Source organism: Streptacidiphilus neutrinimicus (assembly GCF_000787815.1).
In the GTDB taxonomy this organism is placed as follows: domain Bacteria; phylum Actinomycetota; class Actinomycetes; order Streptomycetales; family Streptomycetaceae; genus Streptacidiphilus; species Streptacidiphilus neutrinimicus.
Window position 1 is genome coordinate 15,281 of record NZ_BBPO01000027.1, and the last position, 20,476, is coordinate 35,756.

The 20,476-nt window shown below is 70.6% G+C and carries 19 protein-coding genes; 8 read left to right on the forward strand and 11 right to left on the reverse strand.

Annotated elements, in window-relative coordinates:
- Together TR48_RS40605 and TR48_RS18590 are read right to left on the reverse strand one after the other, a co-directional pair.
- The coding region (locus TR48_RS40605) for a glycosyl hydrolase family 18 protein (protein ID WP_161789858.1) at positions 1 to 2,084 on the reverse strand (2,084 nt) is incomplete at its 3' end.
- 175 nt (positions 2,085 to 2,259) lie between these two features.
- The gene (locus tag TR48_RS18590; RefSeq protein ID WP_042368653.1) at positions 2,260 to 2,607 is read right to left on the reverse strand and encodes a tetratricopeptide repeat protein; all 348 of its coding nucleotides are present in this window, start codon (positions 2,605 to 2,607) and stop codon (positions 2,260 to 2,262) included.
- Between the two features lie 258 nt (positions 2,608 to 2,865).
- On the opposite strand from TR48_RS18590, the gene TR48_RS18595 reads away from it, so the two are divergent.
- Entirely contained in the window at positions 2,866 to 3,843 is a 978-nt protein-coding gene (locus TR48_RS18595) for an isopenicillin N synthase family dioxygenase (RefSeq protein ID WP_042368655.1), read from the forward strand.
- A gap of 75 nt (positions 3,844 to 3,918) precedes the next feature.
- On the opposite strand, the gene TR48_RS18600 is transcribed toward TR48_RS18595, so the two are convergent.
- Positions 3,919 to 4,644, reverse strand: coding sequence for an MgtC/SapB family protein (locus TR48_RS18600; protein WP_042368658.1), 726 nt, complete (start codon positions 4,642 to 4,644; stop codon positions 3,919 to 3,921).
- Between the two features lie 69 nt (positions 4,645 to 4,713).
- Entirely contained in the window at positions 4,714 to 5,133 is a 420-nt protein-coding gene (locus tag TR48_RS46595; protein ID WP_369405588.1) for an ArsR/SmtB family transcription factor, read from the reverse strand.
- A 49-nt stretch (positions 5,134 to 5,182) separates the two neighbouring features.
- On the opposite strand from TR48_RS46595, the gene TR48_RS18610 reads away from it, so the two are divergent.
- Together TR48_RS18610 and TR48_RS18615 are read left to right on the forward strand one after the other, a co-directional pair.
- Positions 5,183 to 6,004 carry a hypothetical protein gene (locus TR48_RS18610; protein WP_201777132.1) on the forward strand — a complete coding sequence of 274 codons (822 nt, stop codon included), beginning with the start codon at positions 5,183 to 5,185 and terminating at the stop codon, positions 6,002 to 6,004.
- 94 nt (positions 6,005 to 6,098) lie between these two features.
- Positions 6,099 to 6,869 (forward strand): CDP-alcohol phosphatidyltransferase family protein, encoded by a 771-nt coding sequence (locus tag TR48_RS18615; RefSeq protein ID WP_042368676.1) that lies wholly within the window; start codon positions 6,099 to 6,101, stop codon positions 6,867 to 6,869.
- A 103-nt stretch (positions 6,870 to 6,972) separates the two neighbouring features.
- Here TR48_RS18615 and TR48_RS18620 read toward each other — a convergent pair whose 3' ends face one another.
- The 3 genes from TR48_RS18620 to TR48_RS18630 all read right to left on the reverse strand — a co-directional run bounded on the left by TR48_RS18620 (position 6,973) and on the right by TR48_RS18630 (position 9,733).
- Positions 6,973 to 7,605, reverse strand: a complete 633-nt coding sequence (locus TR48_RS18620) for a VOC family protein (protein WP_042368791.1) — start codon at positions 7,603 to 7,605, stop codon at positions 6,973 to 6,975.
- A 114-nt stretch (positions 7,606 to 7,719) separates the two neighbouring features.
- Positions 7,720 to 8,688, reverse strand: a complete 969-nt coding sequence (locus tag TR48_RS18625) for a pirin family protein (protein ID WP_042368678.1) — start codon at positions 8,686 to 8,688, stop codon at positions 7,720 to 7,722.
- An 88-nt stretch (positions 8,689 to 8,776) separates the two neighbouring features.
- Entirely contained in the window at positions 8,777 to 9,733 is a 957-nt protein-coding gene (locus tag TR48_RS18630; protein ID WP_063771011.1) for a LysR substrate-binding domain-containing protein, read from the reverse strand.
- 108 nt (positions 9,734 to 9,841) lie between these two features.
- Between TR48_RS18630 and TR48_RS18635 the strand changes: the two genes are divergently transcribed.
- Entirely contained in the window at positions 9,842 to 10,396 is a 555-nt protein-coding gene (locus tag TR48_RS18635; RefSeq protein ID WP_042368680.1) for a peroxiredoxin, read from the forward strand.
- Positions 10,397 to 10,405: 9 nt separating this feature from the next.
- Complete coding sequence (locus TR48_RS18640) at positions 10,406 to 10,936, forward strand: alkyl hydroperoxide reductase (RefSeq protein ID WP_042368682.1); 531 nt, start codon at positions 10,406 to 10,408, stop codon at positions 10,934 to 10,936.
- A gap of 228 nt (positions 10,937 to 11,164) precedes the next feature.
- On the opposite strand, the gene TR48_RS18645 is transcribed toward TR48_RS18640, so the two are convergent.
- From TR48_RS18645 to TR48_RS18660, 4 genes are all read right to left on the reverse strand, one after another.
- Positions 11,165 to 12,448: an AI-2E family transporter gene (locus TR48_RS18645; protein ID WP_236652211.1), complete on the reverse strand. Its 1,284-nt coding sequence runs from the start codon at positions 12,446 to 12,448 to the stop codon at positions 11,165 to 11,167.
- Between the two features lie 306 nt (positions 12,449 to 12,754).
- Positions 12,755 to 13,414 carry an aggregation-promoting factor C-terminal-like domain-containing protein gene (locus tag TR48_RS18650; protein WP_042368684.1) on the reverse strand — a complete coding sequence of 220 codons (660 nt, stop codon included), beginning with the start codon at positions 13,412 to 13,414 and terminating at the stop codon, positions 12,755 to 12,757.
- A 374-nt stretch (positions 13,415 to 13,788) separates the two neighbouring features.
- Positions 13,789 to 15,111 carry an RNA 5'-3' helicase PhoH2 gene (gene phoH2, locus TR48_RS18655; protein ID WP_042368686.1) on the reverse strand — a complete coding sequence of 441 codons (1,323 nt, stop codon included), beginning with the start codon at positions 15,109 to 15,111 and terminating at the stop codon, positions 13,789 to 13,791.
- A gap of 262 nt (positions 15,112 to 15,373) precedes the next feature.
- Complete coding sequence (locus TR48_RS18660) at positions 15,374 to 16,165, reverse strand: isoprenyl transferase (protein ID WP_042368689.1); 792 nt, start codon at positions 16,163 to 16,165, stop codon at positions 15,374 to 15,376.
- A gap of 125 nt (positions 16,166 to 16,290) precedes the next feature.
- On the opposite strand from TR48_RS18660, the gene mgrA reads away from it, so the two are divergent.
- The 3 genes from mgrA (at position 16,291) to TR48_RS18675 (ending at position 20,460) form a co-directional block, all read left to right on the forward strand.
- Entirely contained in the window at positions 16,291 to 17,331 is a 1,041-nt protein-coding gene (gene mgrA, locus TR48_RS18665; RefSeq protein ID WP_304941224.1) for an L-glyceraldehyde 3-phosphate reductase, read from the forward strand.
- Between the two features lie 180 nt (positions 17,332 to 17,511).
- Complete coding sequence (locus tag TR48_RS18670) at positions 17,512 to 19,077, forward strand: chitinase (RefSeq protein WP_042368691.1); 1,566 nt, start codon at positions 17,512 to 17,514, stop codon at positions 19,075 to 19,077.
- 120 nt (positions 19,078 to 19,197) lie between these two features.
- Complete coding sequence (locus tag TR48_RS18675) at positions 19,198 to 20,460, forward strand: alanine racemase (RefSeq protein ID WP_042368693.1); 1,263 nt, start codon at positions 19,198 to 19,200, stop codon at positions 20,458 to 20,460.
- Positions 20,461 to 20,476: the final 16 nt, after the last annotated feature.

A 20,476-nucleotide genomic window follows, 5' to 3' on the forward strand; every position in this document is an offset into this window, starting at 1 on the left:
GTCCACGGGCTGAGGCTGCCGCTCTCGAAGCCGCCGTTGGTGAGCGCGCCGGAGCCGCCGCTCGCGTTGACGGTCCAGGTGAAGGACGTCGACCCCGACGCGGTCCCGGACGAGGCCGTGACCGTCACATTCGACGTCCCCGCCGTCGTCGGCGTACCCGAGACCAGACCCGACGACGAGATGCTCAACCCCGCCGGCAGACCCGTCGCCGTAAACGTCAACGACTTCCCCGCCGAATCCGAACCGGACACCTGCACCGACGCAGCCGTCCCCACCGTCCCCGTCTGATTGCCCGGGTTGGTGACCGACACCGTCTCCGAACCGCCGCCGCTGGAGTTCACGGTCCAGGTGAAGGACGTCGACCCCGACGCGGTCCCGGACGAGGCCGTGACCGTCACATTCGACGTCCCCGCCGTCGTCGGCGTACCCGAGACCAGACCCGACGACGAGATGCTCAACCCCGCCGGCAGACCCGTCGCCGTAAACGTCAACGACTTCCCCGCCGAATCCGAACCGGACACCTGCACCGACGCAGCCGTCCCCACCGTCCCCGTCTGATTGCCCGGGTTGGTGACCGACACCGTCTCCGAACCGCCGCCGGTCGGGCAGGAGCCGGCGGAGCCGCTGATGTCGTTGACGGCCGCGTTGAAGAGCGTGGCGGCCGGGTCGAGGTCGTACAGGGAGAACATCATGAACCCGGCCAGGCCGTGGCAGTGCGCGTAGTCGGCGCGAGCCTGGATGGACTGGGAGGACTCCCCGCCGTAGAAGTTGTTGCCGTCGTAGAAGTAGGCCGAGTCGGTCACCGGATCCCAGAAGGTGTCCGACGCGTTGTTCACGACGCCGCTGAGCTCCTTGTACATGGCCACGCCCGGCACGTCACCCGAGTCGGTCTGGCCTGGTGAGCCGCCGGTCGCCGTCTGGTAGAGCCCGTGGTTGGAGCCCGCGGGCACGCCTGTCCAGCCGCGGTAGTAGAACGGGATGCCGACCGTGAGCTTGTTGGCCGGGAACCCGCCTGGGATGCCGTAGGCGCTGTCCCCGACGGTCCAGGCTCTGATCGCGTTGTCGATGCTGTACGTCTCGTTCCCGGGGGCGATCTTCGACTCCGGCGAGTTCGGGTTCGCGTAGAGCGGGTCCTGTTCGTCCGTCGGACCGGTCGCGTTCCACGCCCCGTACATGTCGTACGTCATCGCGTCGGCGAAGTTGAGGTACTGGCCGATCTGGTTCGTCTGGATCTTGCTGATCTTGTCCTGCCCGGACGGCACCGCGGCGGAGAGGGCGTAGGTGTGGCCGTCGGCCGCGCCCTGTGCGCTGAGCTCGCTGCGGAACTCGGCCAGCAGCGCGGTGTAGTTCGCCGTGTCGGCCGCCGAGTAGTGGTTGCCGAGGTGCCCGGCCGCGCCCGGGTACTCCCAGTCGATGTCGAAGCCGTCGAAGATGCCGGCGCCGGTGCCCGTGCCGCCGTAGCCGCCCTGCGAGGGCAGGTTGCCCTTGATGAACATGTCGATGCAGGAGGAGACGAACTTCTGCCGCGAGGCGGCCGTGGCGGCCACGTCGGAGAAGTACTTGGAGTAGGTCCAACCGCCGATCGACAGCAGGATCTTGAGGTTCGGGTACTTCTTCTTCAGCTCCTGCAACTGGTGGAAGTTGCCGGCGATGGGCTGGTTGTAGACGTCGGAGGTGCCGTCGACGCTGATCGAGGAGTCGAAGCTCTTCTGGTAGTCGGCGAAGCTGTCTCCGGCGCCGTCGCCCGCGTTCGGATCGTTCTCACCCGCCGGGTCCGGGTCGGTGGCCTTGGTGGTCTCGAAGCAGGTCAGGTTGCTTGGATCGATGTTCTCGAAGTCGTAGATCAGGTAGTTGAGCTTGCCCGCGATCCCCTCGGTGTCGAGGTTCTTGAGGTAGAAGGCGTTCTGGTAGATCGACCACTGGTCGAAGTAGGCGACCTTGATCCCCCCGCTGGTCGCCGCGGCGCCCGTGGTGTTGCCCGCCGCGGCCGCGCTGGCGGGCGCGCCGAGCAGCGAGGCGGCCAGGCCGAGCACGGCCGTGGCCGCCCCCGCGAGTGTGAGTCCGAACCGTCTGGAGCGTGGCATGTGCAACCTCCGTGTGGACGTGTACCCGACAGTCCATCACGTTGGTATATACCAATCCGGCCGTCAAGGGTCTGGACCAATTTGACCTGACGTTAAGTCAGAGTTAGGGAACCACTCGTCGGTTCGGCCGCCGGAGACATCAAGGGGCGCCGTCGGGCGAGGCGTCGGCAGGGGGTCAGAGCAGACTCTGGCCCATCGCCTCGGCGAGCCGCAGCTGTGTGGCCGCCTCCTCGGCTCGGCCGCCCTGACGCTCCAGCGTGCGGCCCAGCATCAGGCGCGCGTAGCCGTCCACCGGGTCCGCGTCCAGCACCCGCCGCAGCTCCTCCTCGGCGCGGCGCAGCTGCGCGGAGTGGTAGTACGCGCGGGCCAGCAGCAGCCGCGCCGCGCCGTGCGCGGGCTCCGCCTCGACGATCGGCGCCAGGATCAGCGCGGCGTCGCTGTAGGCCTTGGAGTCGAAGAAGAGCTGAGCGCGGGCGTACTCCTCGGCGAGCGCGTAGGTCTCGGTTCCAGCTTCGTAGGTCACGGGCGTCGCCTTTCACTTCTTCGAATCACGGCCCGGGTGGCTTGTTGGCCCCTGTAACGCAGGATCACACGGGGGCATTCCCTGAGAAATGTTGGCCTGATCACGTGCTGCCACACGTCGCGGTCGCGTTACGCTCGAAGCATGGTCTTGCTCGTCTCCCGTCGCCACGTGGACTTCGTCCGCGTCACGAGCATGTCCTGTCGCGCCGAGAACTGACCCCAGCGTCCCTCTGTCCCTCCGCGCTTTCCGAGGACCCTCATGTCCGTCGCCACGATCGAAGCCCTCCCCGTCATCGACCTCGCGCACGTCGACCGCGAGGCGCTGCACCGCGCCGCCCGCGACGTCGGTTTCTTCCAGCTCACCGGCCACGGCGTCAGCCAGGCCGAGATGGACGAGCTGCTCCGCGTCTCACGTGCCTTCTTCGCCCTGCCCGAGGAGGACCGGCTCGCTCTCGACAACCGCAACTCCCCGCACTACCGCGGCTACACCCGCGTCGGCACGGAGCTGACCCGCGGCACCCGCGACTGGCGCGACCAGCTGGACATCGGCGAGGAGCTGCCGCCGCACGTCCCGGGCCGGGGCGAGCCCGCCTACTGGTGGCTGGAGGGCCCGAACCAGTGGCCGACGGCCCTGCCGGAGCTGCGCACCACCGCGCTCGACTGGATCGCCCGCCTCAGCACCATCGCCGACCACCTGCTGCACGAGCTGCTGGCCGCGATCGGCGCCCCGCCGGACTTCTACGACGACGCCTTCGCGGGACATCCGCGCAGCCATCTGAAGCTGATCCGGTATCCCGGGCGGGCTCCCCAGGGCGACGACCAGGGCGTGGGCGTCCACAAGGACTACGGTTTCCTGACGCTGCTGCTCACGGACGGTGTGAGCGGACTGCAGGTGGAGGACCCGTCGGGTGAGGGCTACCTGGATGTGCCGCACATCCCCGGCGCCTTCGTGGTGAACCTGGGCGAGCTGCTGGAGGTCGCCACCAACGGGTACCTGAAGGCGACCAACCACCGCGTCGTCGGCACTCCGAGCGAGCGTTACTCCGCGCCGTTCTTCTACAACCCGCGCCTGGACGCCCGGATCGAGCCGGTGCCCTTCCCCCACGCGGCACAGGCCACCGGCGTCACCCAGGACCCGCGCAACCCGCTGCACGCGGAGTTCGGCTTCAACGAGTTGAAGGGGTGGGTCCGGGCGCACCCGGAGGTCACCTCCAAGCACCACCCCGAGCTGCTCTGATCCGACCGGCTTCGGAGCCGGCCAGAGCCCCGAAGTCGATCAGGGCGTCGAGGTCGGTCACGGCATCGGAGCCGGTCAGGCGAGAGCGGGCTGCTCGGCGTTGTCGCCGTCCGCGGTGTGCCAGTGCAGGTCGCGGACACCCGGCTCCAGCGAGAGCCGGGTGACCACCGGCTCCAGCGCCTTCCCCACCTCGCCGTCGACGTCCACCGTGGCTCGCAGGCTCGTGGTGTCCTCGCCCTCGCGGCTGGCCCGCAGCCCGGTCGGGGTGAAGCCGGCGGCGGACAGAGCCTGGAGCAGGAGCGCCCTGATGTGCGCCTCGTCGCGCCGCGCACAGCGCAGGTGGACGGTGGCGCGCACGGTGGTGTCCGGATCGCTGCCCGCAGCGGGGGCCCGGTCGAGCAGGCGTCCGGCCGGGCGCAGCACCAGGTGCACCGCCAGGACGCAGAACGTGCCGAGCCAGGCCAGCTCGAGTCGTCCGCTGGCGGCCAGGACCCCGACCGCCGCCGAGCACCACAGCGTCGCGGCCGTGTTCAGCCCGCGCACGCCGCCGCGGTCACGCAGGATCACCCCACCGCCCAGGAAGCCGATGCCGGAGACGACGTACGAGGCGACCCGGGTGGCGCTGCTGTCCCCCGCCGACACGCTGTACAGGACGAAGAGCGTGGCGCCGGTGGCGACCAGCGCGTTGGTCCGCAGTCCGGCCATCCTGGCCCGCCACTGACGTTCGACGCCGATCAGCGCACCGCAGCCGACGCCGGTGGCCAGGCGGATCAGGAAGTCGGCGGTGGTCAGGGTCTGCACGGCGCAGTCCTCCTTCGGCGTTCACACAGCGAGCGGCACCAGCCTCTCGCGTCAATGTGAACAGACCGGTCACGCGTGCGGCGGCAGGCCGCGCAGGGTGTGGTCCGCGTGGGCAGCCACCTCGTCCAGCAGTCGCCGCAGGTGCGCGCCGCGGAGTCGGTAGAGCCGGGCGCGCCCCTGCGCCCGCTGGTCGACCAGCCCGCTGATCCGCAGCTTGGACAGGTGCTGGCTCGCCGCGGTCGGCGAGCAGCCCGCCGCCTCGGCCAGCGCCGTCACCCCGAGCTCCCCCTCGCGCAGCGCCCACAGCAGCCGCAGCCGGGTGGGCTCGGCGAGCATGGCCAGGTCGGCGACAGCCGTGCTGACCTGCGCGTCCGAGAGCGGCTCGCCCGGCACGGTGTGCGCGGCATGGTGGGGCGGGTCCTGGTCGATCGGGTCCATGGGCGTCATCTTCCCACCTGCGAAGACGTCGCAGGTGGCAGTCGTGGGCATCTACCTTCCCATCTTCACGCATGCGCAGATGAGACGTTACGGTGGGAGGGTGAACACGCTTCCCGCGCTGGTCCTCGCCGCCGCCGGGGTCGGCCTCGGCCACGCCGTGATGCCGGACCACTGGCTCCCTCTCGCCGTCCTCGCCCGCACCCGCCGGTACCGGACGCGGCAGATCCTCCGCCTCTCGTTGGCCGCCGGCCTGACCCACGTCCTGGTCTCCGTCGCACTCGGCGCCGTCCTCATGCTCGTCGGGATGCAGTTCCGCACCACGGTCGCCCGCCACACCGACCTCGTGGTCGGCGGCCTCCTGCTCGCGACGGGCGTGGTGTTCCTGGTGCTGGAGCTCCTGGGCAAGGGCCACGGCCACGGCCACGGCCACTCCCACCACGAGCACGGGCACGGGCACGGTCATGGGCATCACCACCACACCCACGACGTCGACCACGGACACGCGCGCGAGCGCGAGCACCGGCACGACGACACGCACGAGCACGACCACGGGCCCGGACACAGACACGGACACGACCACAGCGCCACCGCCGTGCTGGACCGGCCGCGCACGGCGGCCATGGCCGAGCAGGGGCGCGGCCGCCGACTCGCCGGACTCCTCATCCCGTTCGGCGCCGCCGCCTCGCCCGATCTGACGATCCTGCCGGTGTTCCTGGCCGCCGGAGCCCTCGGCACCACCGCCGCGCTCGGCTCCCTCGCCGCCTTCACCGTGGCCACGGTCGGCACGATCGTGGGGCTCACCACGGCCACCGCGCTCGGGGCGCGCCTGCTCACGGCCCCGTGGATCGAGCGACGCGCCAACCTGATCACCGCGCTCACGCTGATCGGCATCGGCATTCTGGTCGCGACCGGCACCGTCTGAGAGCCGCCCGGAGGACACCCGGGCGAACAGAGCGCACCCGATCCGGAGTACGCTCACGCCCTTGTCGGACAGGACGATTCCAGAAGGGCACCCCATGTCGGTCGCCACCCCCACGCTCACCGAACTGCGGGACGTCTGCCAGCCGCAGGCAAAACTCGGGAGCCGCAACGGCGAACACTGGGCCGGGCGCCTCTACATGCGGCGGCTTTCCCTGCGCGCGACGCGCTACCTGGTCCGCACCTCCGTCACGCCCAACACGCTGACCTGGGCCATGGTCGTGGCCGGCGTGGGCGCGGGCGCGGCCCTGCTGATCCCGGGCGTCGCCGGGCCGCTGCTGGCCGCGCTGCTCTTCCAGGCGTTTCTCTTCTTCGACTGCGTGGACGGCGAAGTCGCCCGCTGGAAGCGGCAGTTCAGCCCGGTCGGCGTCTACGTGGACCGCCTCGGCGCCTACCTGGCCGACGCGGCCCTGCTGATCGGTGCGGGATTCCGGGTGGCCGAGAACGCCTCCGTCGCCTGGGTGTCCGTCGGGCTGGCCGCGGCGCTCGGCATCGTGCTGCTCAAGGCGTCCACCGACCTCGTCGACGTGGCCCGCACCCGCAGCGGTCTGGAGGCGGTGACCGAGGACGCCACCGAGGTGCGCTCGGCGCGTGTGAACTCGGTGCGGCGGCTGGCCGCCGCGTTCAAGGTTCACAGGATCGCCAACGGCATCGAGGCGTCGCTGCTCTTCCTGGTGGCTGCCCTGGTCGAGCTGGGCACCGGCGGCCACGCGCCGACCGAGTGGGCCGTGGCCGCGGTCGCGGTCGTCGCGTGGCTGATGGTGCCCGCGCACCTGGTCTCGATCCTGTCCTCGTCGCGTCTGCGCTGAGCGACCAGCCGTTGGCTGAGCGACCAGCCGTTGAGGGTCCGCGGGCCGAGGGACCAGCCGTTGAGGGTCCGCGGGCCGAGGGACGGGCGCTGAGCTTGCCTGATCAGGCGGCGGCGACCGCCGTCGACGAGGCCTCCCAGGCGAAGCCGTCCGGGTCGGTGAACGGCCCGGCTGTGCCGCCGATCGCGAGGCGGTGCGAGCCGTCGCCCTCGGGAGCGACGCCGGCGTCCTTGGCCAGCGCACGACGGCGGTAGAGCGCGAGCCTGACGGCGTTCGAGTCCCCGGCGAACTCGACGTACATGGGCCCGAAGCTCTTGCCCACGGTGAGGCCGTGCTCGACGTAGAACCGCTTGCTCGCGGAAATGTCCGCGACGCCGAGCAGCAGCACGATCGAGTCGATCCGCCGCGCGGCCGGGCCGGAGTCCTTCTTCGCGGAGGTCGCGATCTTCCAGACGGTCCCGTCGGGAGCCTGGACGACGCCGCCGTAGCCCCAGAGCGACTTGGTGACGGGCTTGAGCTGCGTCGCGCCGGCTTGCACGGCGGCGTCGAAGAGGGCGCGGACATCGGCCGGCTGGGCCACGACGAGCGACAGCGTGAACCCGCGGAAACCGCTCGTCGCGGCGTCCGAGGCGCGCAGCCGCAGCCGGTCGTCGCCCAGGCCGAAGGCGGCGGTGTAGAAGCGTTCCGCGGCCGAGAGGTCGGCCACGTCGAGAGTGACGGATTCGATGGAGGTCATGGCCGCCACGCTAGTGACGGCACGGCGGTCGGGGCTTCTCGAATCCTGCTCGATCCCGCCCCGGCGACGCCGTGCCGTATATCCGCCCTTCCGCCTACCGCCTACCGACGCGCGTCAGCGCTCGCGGCCCCGGGGCTTCAGGCGCAGGGCGGGCAACTCCGGGGCGGGAATCGGCCCGCCGTCGTAGCCGTGGACCTCGCCGAAGCGGTCGCCGGTCATCCAGTCCTCGCGGGCCTGGGCGATCTCCTCGTGGGTGCGGCCGACGAAGTTCCACCACATGACCAGCTTCTCGGCGAAGGGCTCGCCGCCCAGCAGCATCACCTGGGCCGGGCCGTCGTCCGCGCGGAGCGGCAGTTCGCGGCGGCCGCAGCCGAGGTAGAGCAGGGAGCCGACCTCCACGCGCACGCCGTCGACCGTCGCGGCGCCGCTCATGGCCAGGACGGCGTACTCGAAGTCGGGGTGCAGCGGGAGGCGGGCGTCGGCGCCGTCCGCGAGCGAGAGATCCGCTCCGACGAGCGGGGTGAAGGTGCGGCCCGGGGACGCGGCGCCGTCCAGGCTGCCGAGGATGACCGTCGCGTCCACGCCCTGGCCCTGGACCCGCGGCAGCTCCGGGTGGTGCTCGAAAGTCGGCTCGGTGAACCGGTGCTCGTCGGGGAGCGCGACCCACAGCTGCGCGCCGTGCAGCCACTTGCCGTGCGCGCGCGGCGACTGCTCCGAGTGGGAGATGGCGCGACCGGACGTCATCAGCCCGAGCTGGCGCGGGCGGACCGTCTGCACCGTGCCGAGGCTGTCCCGGTGCTCGATGAAGCCGTCGTGGAGCCAGCTGACGGTCTGCAGACCCATGTGCGGATGCGGCGCGACCTGCATGCCGGGCTCGCGCTCGATGTCGTCGGGGCCGTAGTGGTCAACGAAGCACCAGGCGCCGATCATCCGCCGGCCCAGGTTGGGCAGCAGGCGCCGGACGACGGTGCTCTCGCCCAGCTGCACGTCACGCCCGGTGAGGAGTTCACGGACCGGCTCGGCGACGACGTCCTCCCGGCCGCCGCACACGCTCGGTTGGGGCTTCAGGTCCAGGTTGCTCATGCCCGCCAGGGTATGCCGCAGGGCGTCCGACCGGGGATCACACGCCGGGGTCGGGCTGCGGGGGCAGAGGCCGGGTCAGGCGCCAGGGTCAAACGCCGGTGCCGTTCACCGCCCCCAGCACCCTGACCGGGAGTTCGCACACCGCGTCACGCAGTGACTCGGCGAAGCGCCGGTACTCCGCCGTCCTGGGCGAGGAAGGACGGTGGGCGAGGCCGACCCGACGGCCCGGCGCCGGGTCCGCGAAGCGGGTGACGGTGAGCGCGGAGGCGCGCCCGGCCTCGACGGGCACGGCCGTTGCGGGCAGCAGGGTGACCCCGAGCCCGCCCGCGACCAGCTGGACCAGCGTGGACAGGCCCGCCGCCCGGGTCGCGCCCGGCTCGGCGCCCACCTCGCGACACAGGTCGAGCGCCTGGTCGCGCAGGCAGTGGCCCTCCTCCAGCAGCAGGACGTCCAGGTCCAGCAGCACGTCACGCGGCACGTCCACGCGTCCGGCCAGCTCGTGGTCGGAGGGCGTGACCAGGACGAAGTCCTCGTCGTAGAGGGGGATGTCGACCAGCCCTCCGCCCGCCGGGAGGGCGAGCAGCAGCAGGTCGAGCCGGCCTGTGCCGAGGCCGTCCAGCAGCTGGTCCGTGCGCTCCTCGTGCACGTGCAGCTCCAGGTCCGGGTACCGGTCGCGGGCCAGCCGCAGCACCGTGGGGAGCAGGTAGGGTGCGATCGTCGGGATCACCCCGAGGTGGAGCGGCCCGGTGAAAGGCCGCCGGGAGGCCTCGACCTCCTCCGTCAGCGCGTGCAGCGCGCCGAGGACGGACTGTGCGTGCCGCGCCACGCGCTCCCCCACCGGCGTCAGCAGCACCTTGCGCGTCGTCCGCTCGACCAGCTGGACGTCGAGCGACTCCTCGAGCGCGGCGACGGCGCCGGACAGCGCCGGCTGGCTCATCCGCAGCGCGGCGGCCGCCTCCCGGAAGTGCAGGTGCTCCGCGACGGCCACGAAGGCTCGAAGCTGGGAAACACTGGGCGGGCGGCTGGTGGTGCGGGCCTTACTGATAACTTCCTCCGATCAACTCCTTCGATTCTAGCTATTTCACTGATCAATGTCCGACATGCGAGATTGACGGGGCACACCGCACGCACCGGATCCCGGAGGACACCCCTCATGCTCACCATCGGTGACCAGTTCCCCGCCTTCAAGCTCAACGCCGTCGTCGGCCCCTCCGCCGACAAGCTGGAGTTCAAGGAGATCTCCGGTGAGGACCAGAAGGGCTGGAAGGTCGTCTTCTTCTGGCCGATGGACTTCACCTTCGTGTGTCCGACCGAGATCGCCGCGTTCGGCAAGCTGAACGAGGAGTTCACGGACCGCGACGCGCAGATCCTGGGCGTCTCCGGCGACTCCGAGTTCGTGCACCACGCCTGGCGTCGTGACCACAAGGACCTGGCCGAGCTGCCCTTCCCGATGCTGGCCGACATCAAGCACGAGCTGATGAGCGCCTGCGGCGTCGAGAACGCGGACGGCACCGCCCAGCGCGCCGTCTTCATCGTCGACCCGAACAACGAGATCCAGTTCGTGATGGTCACCGCCGGCTCCGTGGGCCGCAACCCCAAGGAGGTCCTGCGGGTCCTCGACGCCCTGCAGACCGACGAGCTGTGCCCGTGCAACTGGAACAAGGGCGAGAACACCCTCGACCCGGTCGCGCTGCTCGCGGGCGAGTGAGCTGATCGCATGGCACTCGACGAACTGAAGGCGGCTCTGCCGGAGTACGCCAAGGACCTCAAGCTCAACCTGGGCTCGGTCATCGGCAACAGCGAGCTGCCGCAGCAGCAGCTCTGGGGCACCGTCCTGGCCTGCGCGATCGCCTCGCGCAGCGAGCGGGTCCTGGCGGAGCTGGAGCCGGAGGCGCGCGCCAACCTCAAGCCCGAGGCGTACGACGCGGCGAAGGCCGCGGCGGCGATCATGGCGATGAACAACGTCTACTACCGGACGCTGCACCTGCTCTCCGACAAGGAGTACGGGACCATGCGCGCCGGCCTGCGGATGAACGTCATCGGCAACCCGGGCGTGGAGAAGGTCGACTTCGAGCTCTGGTCCCTGGCGGTCTCGGCCATCAACGGCTGCGGCCAGTGCCTCGACTCCCACGAGCAGGTGCTGCGCAAGGCGGGCGTGGACCGCGAGGTCATCCAGTCCGCGTTCAAGATCGCCGCGGTCGTCCAGGCCGTCGGCGTCACCCTCGAAACCGAGGGCCGCCTGGCCTGAGGCTTTCACCGCAGCAGCCAGCTGCAGCGCGCAAGGGGCGGGGCTGTGCCGACCTGCGGCTCCGCCGCCTGGGCGCGACCAGCCCCACGGCACTCCCGCGGCCAGTTGCACCGCCCGGGGGCGCGGGGCACTGCGCGACAAGCCACGCCGAGTGGTGAGTCGCCCAGCGAGCAGGGCCACCCGCACAGGGTGCTTGCCCGCGCAGTTCCCCGCGCCCCTTTCGGTTCGCTACTCGCTTGCCGCGGCCGTCAGTGCGGCGCGAATGTCCTCGTCGACCGCGTGCCGGGCACGCAGGTAGCCGACGACGGTGTTGGTCACCGCGACCAGCGGGACCGCCACCACCGCGCCGCCGATGCCGCCGATGATGGAGCCGGAGGCCACCGCCAGGATGACCGCGAGCGGGTGGACCCGCACGGCGCGGCCGAGGATCAGCGGCTGGAGCAGGTGGCCCTCGATCTGCTGGACCCCTAGCAGCACCGCCAGCACCAGCAGCGCGGTGACCGGCCCGTGCGTCACCAGGCCGATGAGGACCGCGATGGTGCCGGTGATCAGCGCCCCGACCAGCGGGACGAACGCGCCGAGGAAGATGATCACCGCGATGGGCATGGCCAGCGGCACGCCCAGCAGGTAGATGCCGATGCCGATCGACAGCGAGTCGATGAAGGCGACGACGACCGTTCCGCGCACGTACGCGGTCAGCGTGGACCAGGCCCGCGGACCCGCGCCCGCCGCGGACACGCGGGAGCGGACGGGTAGCAGCCGCAGGCACCAGCCCCAGATGCGCTCGCCGTCGTACAGCAGGAAGTACGTGCAGAACGCGGCCAGGAACACCCCGGTCACGATCTCGACCACGACGCTGACGGTGTCGAAGCCGAAGGACGCGATCTGGTCGCTGTTGGTGCCGACGACCTTGGTGAGCTGGTTGGCGAACTGGTTGATCTGCGTGTCGGTGAGGTGCATCGGGCCGGTCTCCAGCCAGTGGCGGATCTGGCCGATGCCCTTCTGCACCTGGTCGGTCAGCTGGTTGAGATGGGTGCTGACCTGCCAGAACACGAACCAGGCGACCAGCCCGATGCTGGCCAGGCCGCCGAGGAAGGTCAGGGCCGTCGCGAGGCCGCGCGGGACGCCGTGGCGCTTGAGCCAGTGGACCGTGGGCTGCAGCAGCGCGCTGATCAGCAGGGCGGCGACGAAGGCCAGGGCGACGATCCGCAGCGTGCCGATGATCTGCAGCAGCACGTACAGGCCGGCGCCGACCAGCAGCAGCCGCCACATGCCCTCCGCGGCCACCCGCAGGGTCCACGGGACCGCCTCCGCCGGATGCGCGGGACGGGCCGGGTAGGGAGGGAGGTCCGACCGCGCCGCGACGGGCATCACCTGGGGCGGGACGACCGGGGTCGTCGTCTCGGGCGCGTGCACGTGCACGACCCGGTCGGGGGCCTTGGCCGACTCGGACTCGGCCTCGGCGCGCCGATGGGCCAGCCACCCTCGAAACGCCTGCCATGCGTTGCCCACGCCCGCCATCCCGTCCGCCCTCGCCTCCGCGACCATTCCGGCTGTGAACGCTACCTGGTGCGTGTGGCTGCAGGGCGCTCGCCCACGGGAAAGCCGTGCGACCGACCGCGGAACGGCGATGGAGGTATCAGATTTTTTTGGGCAAATCAGGAGAAAGAGGTTTAGCCCCGGAAGGCCCCGGGGACTGTCCACCACGAGGCCGTCCCGCACACGCGGCCTCTCCGTGGGAGAAGTAGGAAGCCCCCGATCGGACAGGGATCGGGGGCTTCCGCGCGTTCGTCGCGAACCGTGTTCGTCGTGAACGGCTCAGTACCAGCTGTTGGCCTGCCAGAACGACCAGGCGCCGCAGGGGCTGCCGTAGCGGGAGTTCATGTAGTTGAGGCCCCAGCGTATCTGCGTCGCGGGGTTGGTCCGCCAGTCGGCGCCGGCCGAGGCCATCTTGGAGCCCGGCAGGGCCTGCACCAGGCCGTACGCGCCGGAGCCCGGATTGGTGGCCTGGTAGTTCCAGCCGCTCTCGCGCGTGACGATGTGGCTGAAGCAGGAGAACTGCGTGGCGTTCCCGATGATCGACGCGGCGAGCGCCTGCACCGACCCGGGGCTGTAGGAGACCAGCTGCTGCCGCTGCTGGGCCGCGGCGGCACGCGAGGCCGCCTGCTCCTTGGCGCGCTGCTCGGCCGCGGCCTTGGCACGCGCCGCGTCGGCGGCCTTGGTGCGGGCCTCCTGAGCGGCGGCCTTCTGCGCGGTCACGAGCGCAGCGGACTGCTGCGCGTCACTCTGGCGGGTCAGATTGTCCGCGACAACCTGCGCCGAGCCGCCCATGGGGACTTCGGCAAGAAGGGTCGAGCCTGCGACGTCGGACACCTGGGCCGGCTTCGTCTCGCCAGAGGCGACACCGACGACCGCACCGACAGCAGTCACAGCAGTGGCGGAGGCCACTGCCATCCCCCGAACCGAGATCCGGTTCACATGGTTTCCTTCCAGCGTCGCCCGTATGGTGACCGAACGGACGAACCCCGCCCCTGACGCTGGCCTCCCCCATGCTCTGGTCACGGAAGACGCGGGCCCGTTGCTCCCCGGTCTCCCGGATCGCGATCTGCTCGGGCGGCGTGCGGCGCCATGCATGCTGCACGCGGGGCCTGACAGATCCCACACACTGCCGCACCGCAACGCGCAAGCGCAATTCTCGTTTGCGTGGCGAAGCTCACACGGCCCATACGGGCGTCAATTCTCGCCAGAACCTGGCCCACGGTCTGACGAATCGTTACGCTGCTGTGCCCTCCCGCGCCGTGGGCTCGCCACGGTGGTGCGGAAGGGCACAGTTACGAGGGATTTCGCCCGTTTCAGGGCTGGATGTCCTCCAGCATCTCGGTCACCAGTGCGGCAATCGGAGAACGCTCCGAGCGGTTGAGCGTGACGTGAGCGAAGAGGGGATGCCCCTTCAGCTTCTCCACGACCGCCACCACACCGTCGTACCGACCCACCCTCAGGTTGTCACGCTGGGCGATGTCGTGGGTCAGCACGACCCGCGAACCCTGCCCGATCCGGGACAGAACGGTCAGCAGCACGTTGCGCTCCAACGACTGCGCCTCGTCGACGATCACGAAGGCGTCGTGCAGCGAGCGGCCACGGATGTGGGTGAGCGGAAGGACCTCCAGCATCCCGCGGGAGAGCACCTCCTCGATGACGTCCGGGGTGGTCACCGCGGAGAGCGTGTCGAAGACGGCCTGGGCCCACGGGCCCATCTTCTCCGCCTCGCTGCCCGGGAGGTAGCCCAACTCCTGCCCGCCGACCGCGTACAACGGCCGGAACACCATCACCTTGCGGTGCTGACGCCGCTCGAGCACCGCCTCCAGGCCGGCGCAGAGCGCGAGCGCGGACTTGCCGGTGCCGGCCCGTCCGCCGAGGGACACGATGCCGACCTCCTGGTCGAGCAACAGGTCCAAGGCCACCCTCTGTTCGGCGCTGCGTCCGCGCAGCCCGAAGGCCTCACGGTCTCCGCGCACCAGGCGCACCCGCTGGTCGGCCGTCACCCGGCCGAGCGCCTTGCCCCGCTCCGAGGTCAGCACGAGGCCGGTGTGAACCGGGAAGTCGCGCGCCTCAGGGACGTCGAGCGGGTCGCCTGCGAACAGGCCGTCAACCTCCTCGGCACTGACGGCCAATTCAGACATTCCGGTCCAGCCGGAGGTGATCGCCAGCTCGGCCCGGTACTCCTCGGCCAGCAGGCCGACGGAGGAGGCCTTGACCCGCAGCGGCAGGTCCTTGGAGACGACGGTGACGTCGTACCCCTCGGCCTGCAGGTTCCTGGCCACGGCCAGGATCCGGGTGTCGGCGTCGCCCAGCCGGTAGCCGGCGGGGAGGACGGAGGGATCGGTGTGGTTCAGCTCGACCCTGATCGTGCCGCCCAGCTCGCCCACGGGGATGGGCGTGTCGAGGCGGCCGTAGCGGACCCGGTAGTCGTCCAGCAGACGCAGGGCCTGCCGGGCGAAGTAGCCGAGCTCCGGGTGGTGTCGCTTGGCCTCCAGCTCGGTCACCACGACCACGGGCAGCACGACCTCGTGCTCCTCGAACCTGGTCATGGCACTCGGGTCAGCCAGCAGGACACTGGTGTCGAGGACGTACGTGCGCCGGTCGTGCAAGCTCCGGCGGCTCTTGGAACTGACCACAGGGCCTCCCGGGCGAGTGGCCCCGTGCCACCCGCAGTCGCCGCGTCCTCCGGCCCCGTTGGCCGAGGTCGCGGTCTGACTGCGGTATTCCCCAGGTGTCCCATTCCATGCAGCCGGCGACATCGTGACGACCAAGATTCACCTGGCGGTGACCTTGCCCACCTGCTGTGAACCGGACGTCCACATCCGTCCCGAGGAGCTCGCGCCGAGCGGACCCCGGCCCGGGTAGGCCTTCTGGAGCCCCGTCAGCCTTCTGCGGCCGCTATCCGCCGTATCTGCGGTTGCGGGCGGCGTAGTCGCGCAGGGCGCGGAGGAAGTCGACCTTGCGGAAGGCCGGCCAGTAGGCCTCGCAGAAGTAGAACTCCGAGTGCGCCGACTGCCACAGCAGGAAGCCGGAGAGACGCTGCTCCCCCGAGGTGCGGATGACCAGGTCCGGGTCCGGCTGCCCGGAGGTGTAGAGGTGGCGCGAGATCTGCTCGATGTCGATCATCTCCGCCACCTGCTCCACCGGCTTGCCCGCGGCCCCCTGCTCACGCAGCAGCTTGCGGACGGCCTCGACGATCTCGTGGCGCCCGCCGTAGCCGACGGCGACGTTCACCACCAGCCCGGGGTTGTCCGCGCTGGCCTGGTCGGCCTCCTTGAGCACGGTGGCGGTGGAGGCCGGCAACAGGTCGAGCGCGCCGACGGGGTGGACCCGCCACCGGCCCGTCGCGGCCAGGCCGCGCACGGCCTCCTCGATGATGCCGAGCAGCGGCACCAGCTCCTCGGCCGGACGGTTGAGGTTGTCCGTGGAGAGCAGCCACAGGGTGACCACCTCGACGCCGGTCTCCTCGCACCAGCCGAGGAACTCCGGGATCTTGTCCGCCCCGGTCTGGTGGCCGTCCGCCGTGGACATGCCCGCGGCGCGGGCCCAGCGCCGGTTGCCGTCGAGCATCACGCCGACGTGCCGAGGCGCCCGGGCGCGGTCGAGGTGGGCCTCGACTCGGTGGCCGTACAGCCCGTAGACGGCACTCCGGAGCAGCGGCGTGCGCCGGACCAGCCTTCCGATGTCCATGACGACGGCCCCTCCATGTGCTCGCGCGTGCGGGGGCCACCCTACTCCGCGCCGGTTAATGTTCAGTCTGGAGACAAAACCCCGGAGCCGCCTCCCTCCCCGGACCACCCCTGGAGTACGCCCCCGTGATCCCCGCCCCCTACCAGCCCGCCGAGTCCCGGTACGACGGATCGATGCGCTACCGCCGGACCGGGCGCAGCGGACTGAAGCTGCCCGAGATCTCTCTGGGCCTGTGGCACAACTTCGGCGACGACAAGACGCTGGAGGTGCAGCGCGCCATCCTGCGCCGCGCGTTCGACCTCGGCGTCACGCACTTCGACCTGGCCAACAACTACGGTCCGCCCTACGGCGCCGCCGAGGCGAACTTCGGCCGGCACCTGGCCGCCGACTTCCGCCCGTTCCGGGACGAGCTGGTCATCTCGACCAAGGCCGGCTACGACATGTGGCCCGGCCCGTACGGCGAGTGGGGTTCGCGCAAGTACCTGACCGCGAGCCTGGACCAGTCGCTCAGGCGGATGGGCCTCGACTACGTCGACATCTTCTACTCGCACCGCTTCGACCCGGAGACGCCGCTGGAGGAGACCATGGGCGCGCTCGCGTCCGCGGTCCAGCAGGGCAAGGCGCTGTACGTCGGCATCTCCTCCTACAGTGCGGAGAAGACGCGCGAGGCGGCGGCGATCCTGCGCGACCTGGGTGTGCCGCTGCTGATCCACCAGCCGTCCTACTCGATGCTGAACCGCTGGATCGAGGACGACTCGCTGCTCGACGTGCTGGAGGCCGAGGGCGCCGGCTGCATCGGCTTCGCGCCGCTGGCGCAGGGCATCCTGACCGACCGCTACCTGAACGGCATCCCGGCGGACTCGCGCGCGGCGCAGGGCAAGTCGCTCGACCCGGACTCGATCACCGAGCAGACGCTGGCCAAGCTGCGCGGGCTGAACGAGGTCGCGGCGGCGCGCGGCCAGTCGCTGGCGCAGCTCGCGCTCAGCTGGCTGCTGCGCGACCCGCGGATGACCTCGGCGCTGATCGGCGCCTCGTCGGTGGCCCAGCTGGAGGCCAATGTGGCGGCGGTGCAGGGCGCTCCGCTGACCGAGACGGAGTTGGCCGAAATCGATCGCTATGCGACCGACGCGCACCTCAACCTCTGGGCGAAGTCCAGCGAGGGGTGACCAGGGAACCGCTGACGCGGTGACAGGTGATGCCGTGGTGGTCTGGACCACGGCATCACCTTAACCAGCCCTTAAGTCATCGGCGACACCCTTGACATGACTAATGGTCTAGTCCAACTTGTGTGGCGGGCTTCACATCCTGTCTTTCCCCGCTTCCCCCACAGTTGAGGACAGACCCCTATGCCTTCTCCCCGTACGGTCAACGCCGCGCTGGCGACCGTGGCCGCGCTTGGCCTCGGCCTGACCGGCCTGGTGGCGATCAGCGGCGGCGCGAGCGCCGACACCACCAACCTCGTGGTCAACCCCGGTTTCGAGACCGGCTCCCTGACCAACTGGAACTGCGACCCCGGAACGCCGACGGTCACCACGACCACCGTCCACTCCGGCTCCCACGCGCTCGCGGCCACCCCCACGGCCTCCGACGACGCGCAGTGCACGCAGACCATCAGCGTCCAGCCCAACTCCTCGTACACACTGAGCGCCTGGGTCAACGGCCCGTACGTCTACCTGGGCACCCAGGGCGACGGCACCACCGACGTCAGCACCTGGTCCAGCAGCAGCTCCTGGAACCAGCTGTCCACCAGCTTCAAGACCGGCGCCTCCACCACGAGCGTCACGATCTACCTGCACGGCTGGTACGGGCAGTCCACCTACTACGCGGACGACGTGGCGCTGAGCGGCGCGGCCGGCTCCAGCCCGAGCCCGACGCAGACGCCGACGCAGAGCGCGTCCCCGACGCCGACGGCCAGCTCCACGCCGACGTCGAGCCCGACCCCCACGGCCTCCTCCACGCCGACCAGCTCCCCCACCCCGACGGCCACCTCGACCGGCGGCAGCGGTGGCGGCGGCAACCCGAAGCACTGGGTGACCGGCTACTGGCAGGACTTCGACAACGGCGCGACCGACCAGAAGATCAGCGACGTCAGCTCGCAGTACAGCATCATCGCGGTCGCCTTCGCCAACGCCGACTCCGCCGGTGACGGCGGCATCACCTTCTCGCTCGACCCGACCCTGCAGAGCAAGCTCGGCGGCTACACCGACGCGCAGTTCAAGGCGGACATCGCCGCCAAGCAGGCGCAGGGCAAGAAGGTGATCCTCTCGGTCGGCGGCCAGAACGGCACCATCTCGATCACCAGCGCCGCACAGGCCACGGCCTTCGCGAACAGCGCGTACTCGATCATCCAGCAGTACGGCTTCAACGGCGTGGACATCGACCTGGAGAACGGGATCAACCCGACTTACATGGCCTCCGCGCTGCACCAGCTGGCGTCGAAGGTCGGCTCAGGCTTCATTCTGACCATGGCCCCGCAGACCATCGACGTGCTGAACTCCTCGTCCGACTACCTGGCCACCGCGCTGCAGGTGAAGGACATCCTGACGATCATGAACACCCAGTACTACAACTCGGGCTCCATGAACGGCTGTGACGGCGGTGTCTACAGCGAGGGCAGCGTCGACTTCATCACCACGCTGGCCTGCACCGCGATCCAGGCCGGCCTCAGCCCGAACCAGGTCGGCATCGGCGTCCCCGCGTCGAGCAGCGCGGCCGGCAGCGGCTACGTCTCGCCGACCGTCGTCGAGAACGCCCTGAACTGCCTGGCCAAGGGGACGGGCTGCGGCACCTTCAAGCCCAGCACCACCTGGCCGACCATCGGCGGCGTGATGACCTGGTCGACCAACTGGGACGCCAGCAACGGCAACCAGTTCGCGAACAGCGAGGGCGCGTTCACCAACGCGATGCCCTGACCGGTGGGAGCCGAGAGGCCCGGCGCTCCGAGGGGGAGCGCCGGGCCTTTCCGCGCCCGCGGCACGCTGGCAGGATGGGCGAGCACCGTTGCAAGGCGTGCAACCGAGAAGGAGCCGTTCATGGACCAGGCCGCGCTCGACGCGCTGGGCGAGACCGTCGTCGACTGGCGTTTCAAGGGCATGCCGATGGGCGTGGACCCGACCGTGAACCAGATGCGCGACGCGAAGCTCGATCTCTTCGAGGACGGTTTCGTCACCCCGCTGCTCACCCTGGACGCGGCCGCGCTCGGCCACAACCTGGAGCTGATGGCCTCCTGGGCACGGACCCACGGCCTCGCCCACGCCCCGCACGGCAAGACGCCGCTCGCGCCGCAGCTGTTCCAGCGGCAGTTGGAGCTGGGCGCGTGGGGCATCACCGCCGCGACACCGAGCCACATGCAGATGTACCGGCACTTCGGCGTGAACCGGATCTTCCTCGGGAACGAACTCGTCGACGCCGCCGCGCTGCGCTGGCTCAGCGCGGAGCTGGAGCGTGATCCCGAGTTCCGCTTCGTCTGTTATGTCGACTCGGTTCACGGGGTAGAGCTGATGGACGCGGCGCTCACGCACCGCGTCGACGTCGTGGTCGAGCTCGGAGCGGTCGGTTCACGCACCGGGGTGCGGTCCTGGGCCGAGGCGGACGAGGTGGCCAGGGCCGTCCGGGGCTCTCAGCGGCTGCGCCTGGTCGGCGTCGCGGGCTACGAGGGCACCCTGGCCGGCGTGGACGAGACGCGCGCCGCCGTCCGGGACTGGCTGCAGGAGCTGGTGAACACCGCGCACCTCTTCGACGCGCACGGGTACTTCGCCGACGCCGAGGAGATCGTCGTCAGCGCGGGCGGCAGCGAGCACTTCGACCTGGTCGCGGAGGCCCTCACCGAGAACGCGCTGGAGCTGTCCCGCCCGGTGCTGCGGCTGCTGCGCGCGGGGGCCTACGTCACTCACGACCATCTCCACTACGCGAAGATCACCCCGTTGACGGAGGAGACAGAACGCTTCCTCCCGGCGCTGAAGCTGTGGGCGCAGGTCGTCTCCCGGCCGGAGCCCGGCCTCGCGCTGCTCAACGCGGGCAAGCGGGACGTCCCCTACGACCTCGGCCTGCCGATCCCACTGCAGGTGCGCGACGCCCAGGACGGCCTGCTGCGCCGGGCCGAGGGCTTGAGCGTGACCAAGCTCTCCGACCAGCACGCCTTCGTAGCCATCGCTCCGGAGGCCCGGGTCGAGGTCGGCGACTGGGTCGCCCTCGGGCTGTCGCACCCGTGCACCGCCTTGGAGAAGTGGCCGCTCATCCCCGTCGTGCAGCCGGACGGCCGGACCGTCGTCGACTACATCCGCACATTCTTCTGATGAACCAGGAAGGCTG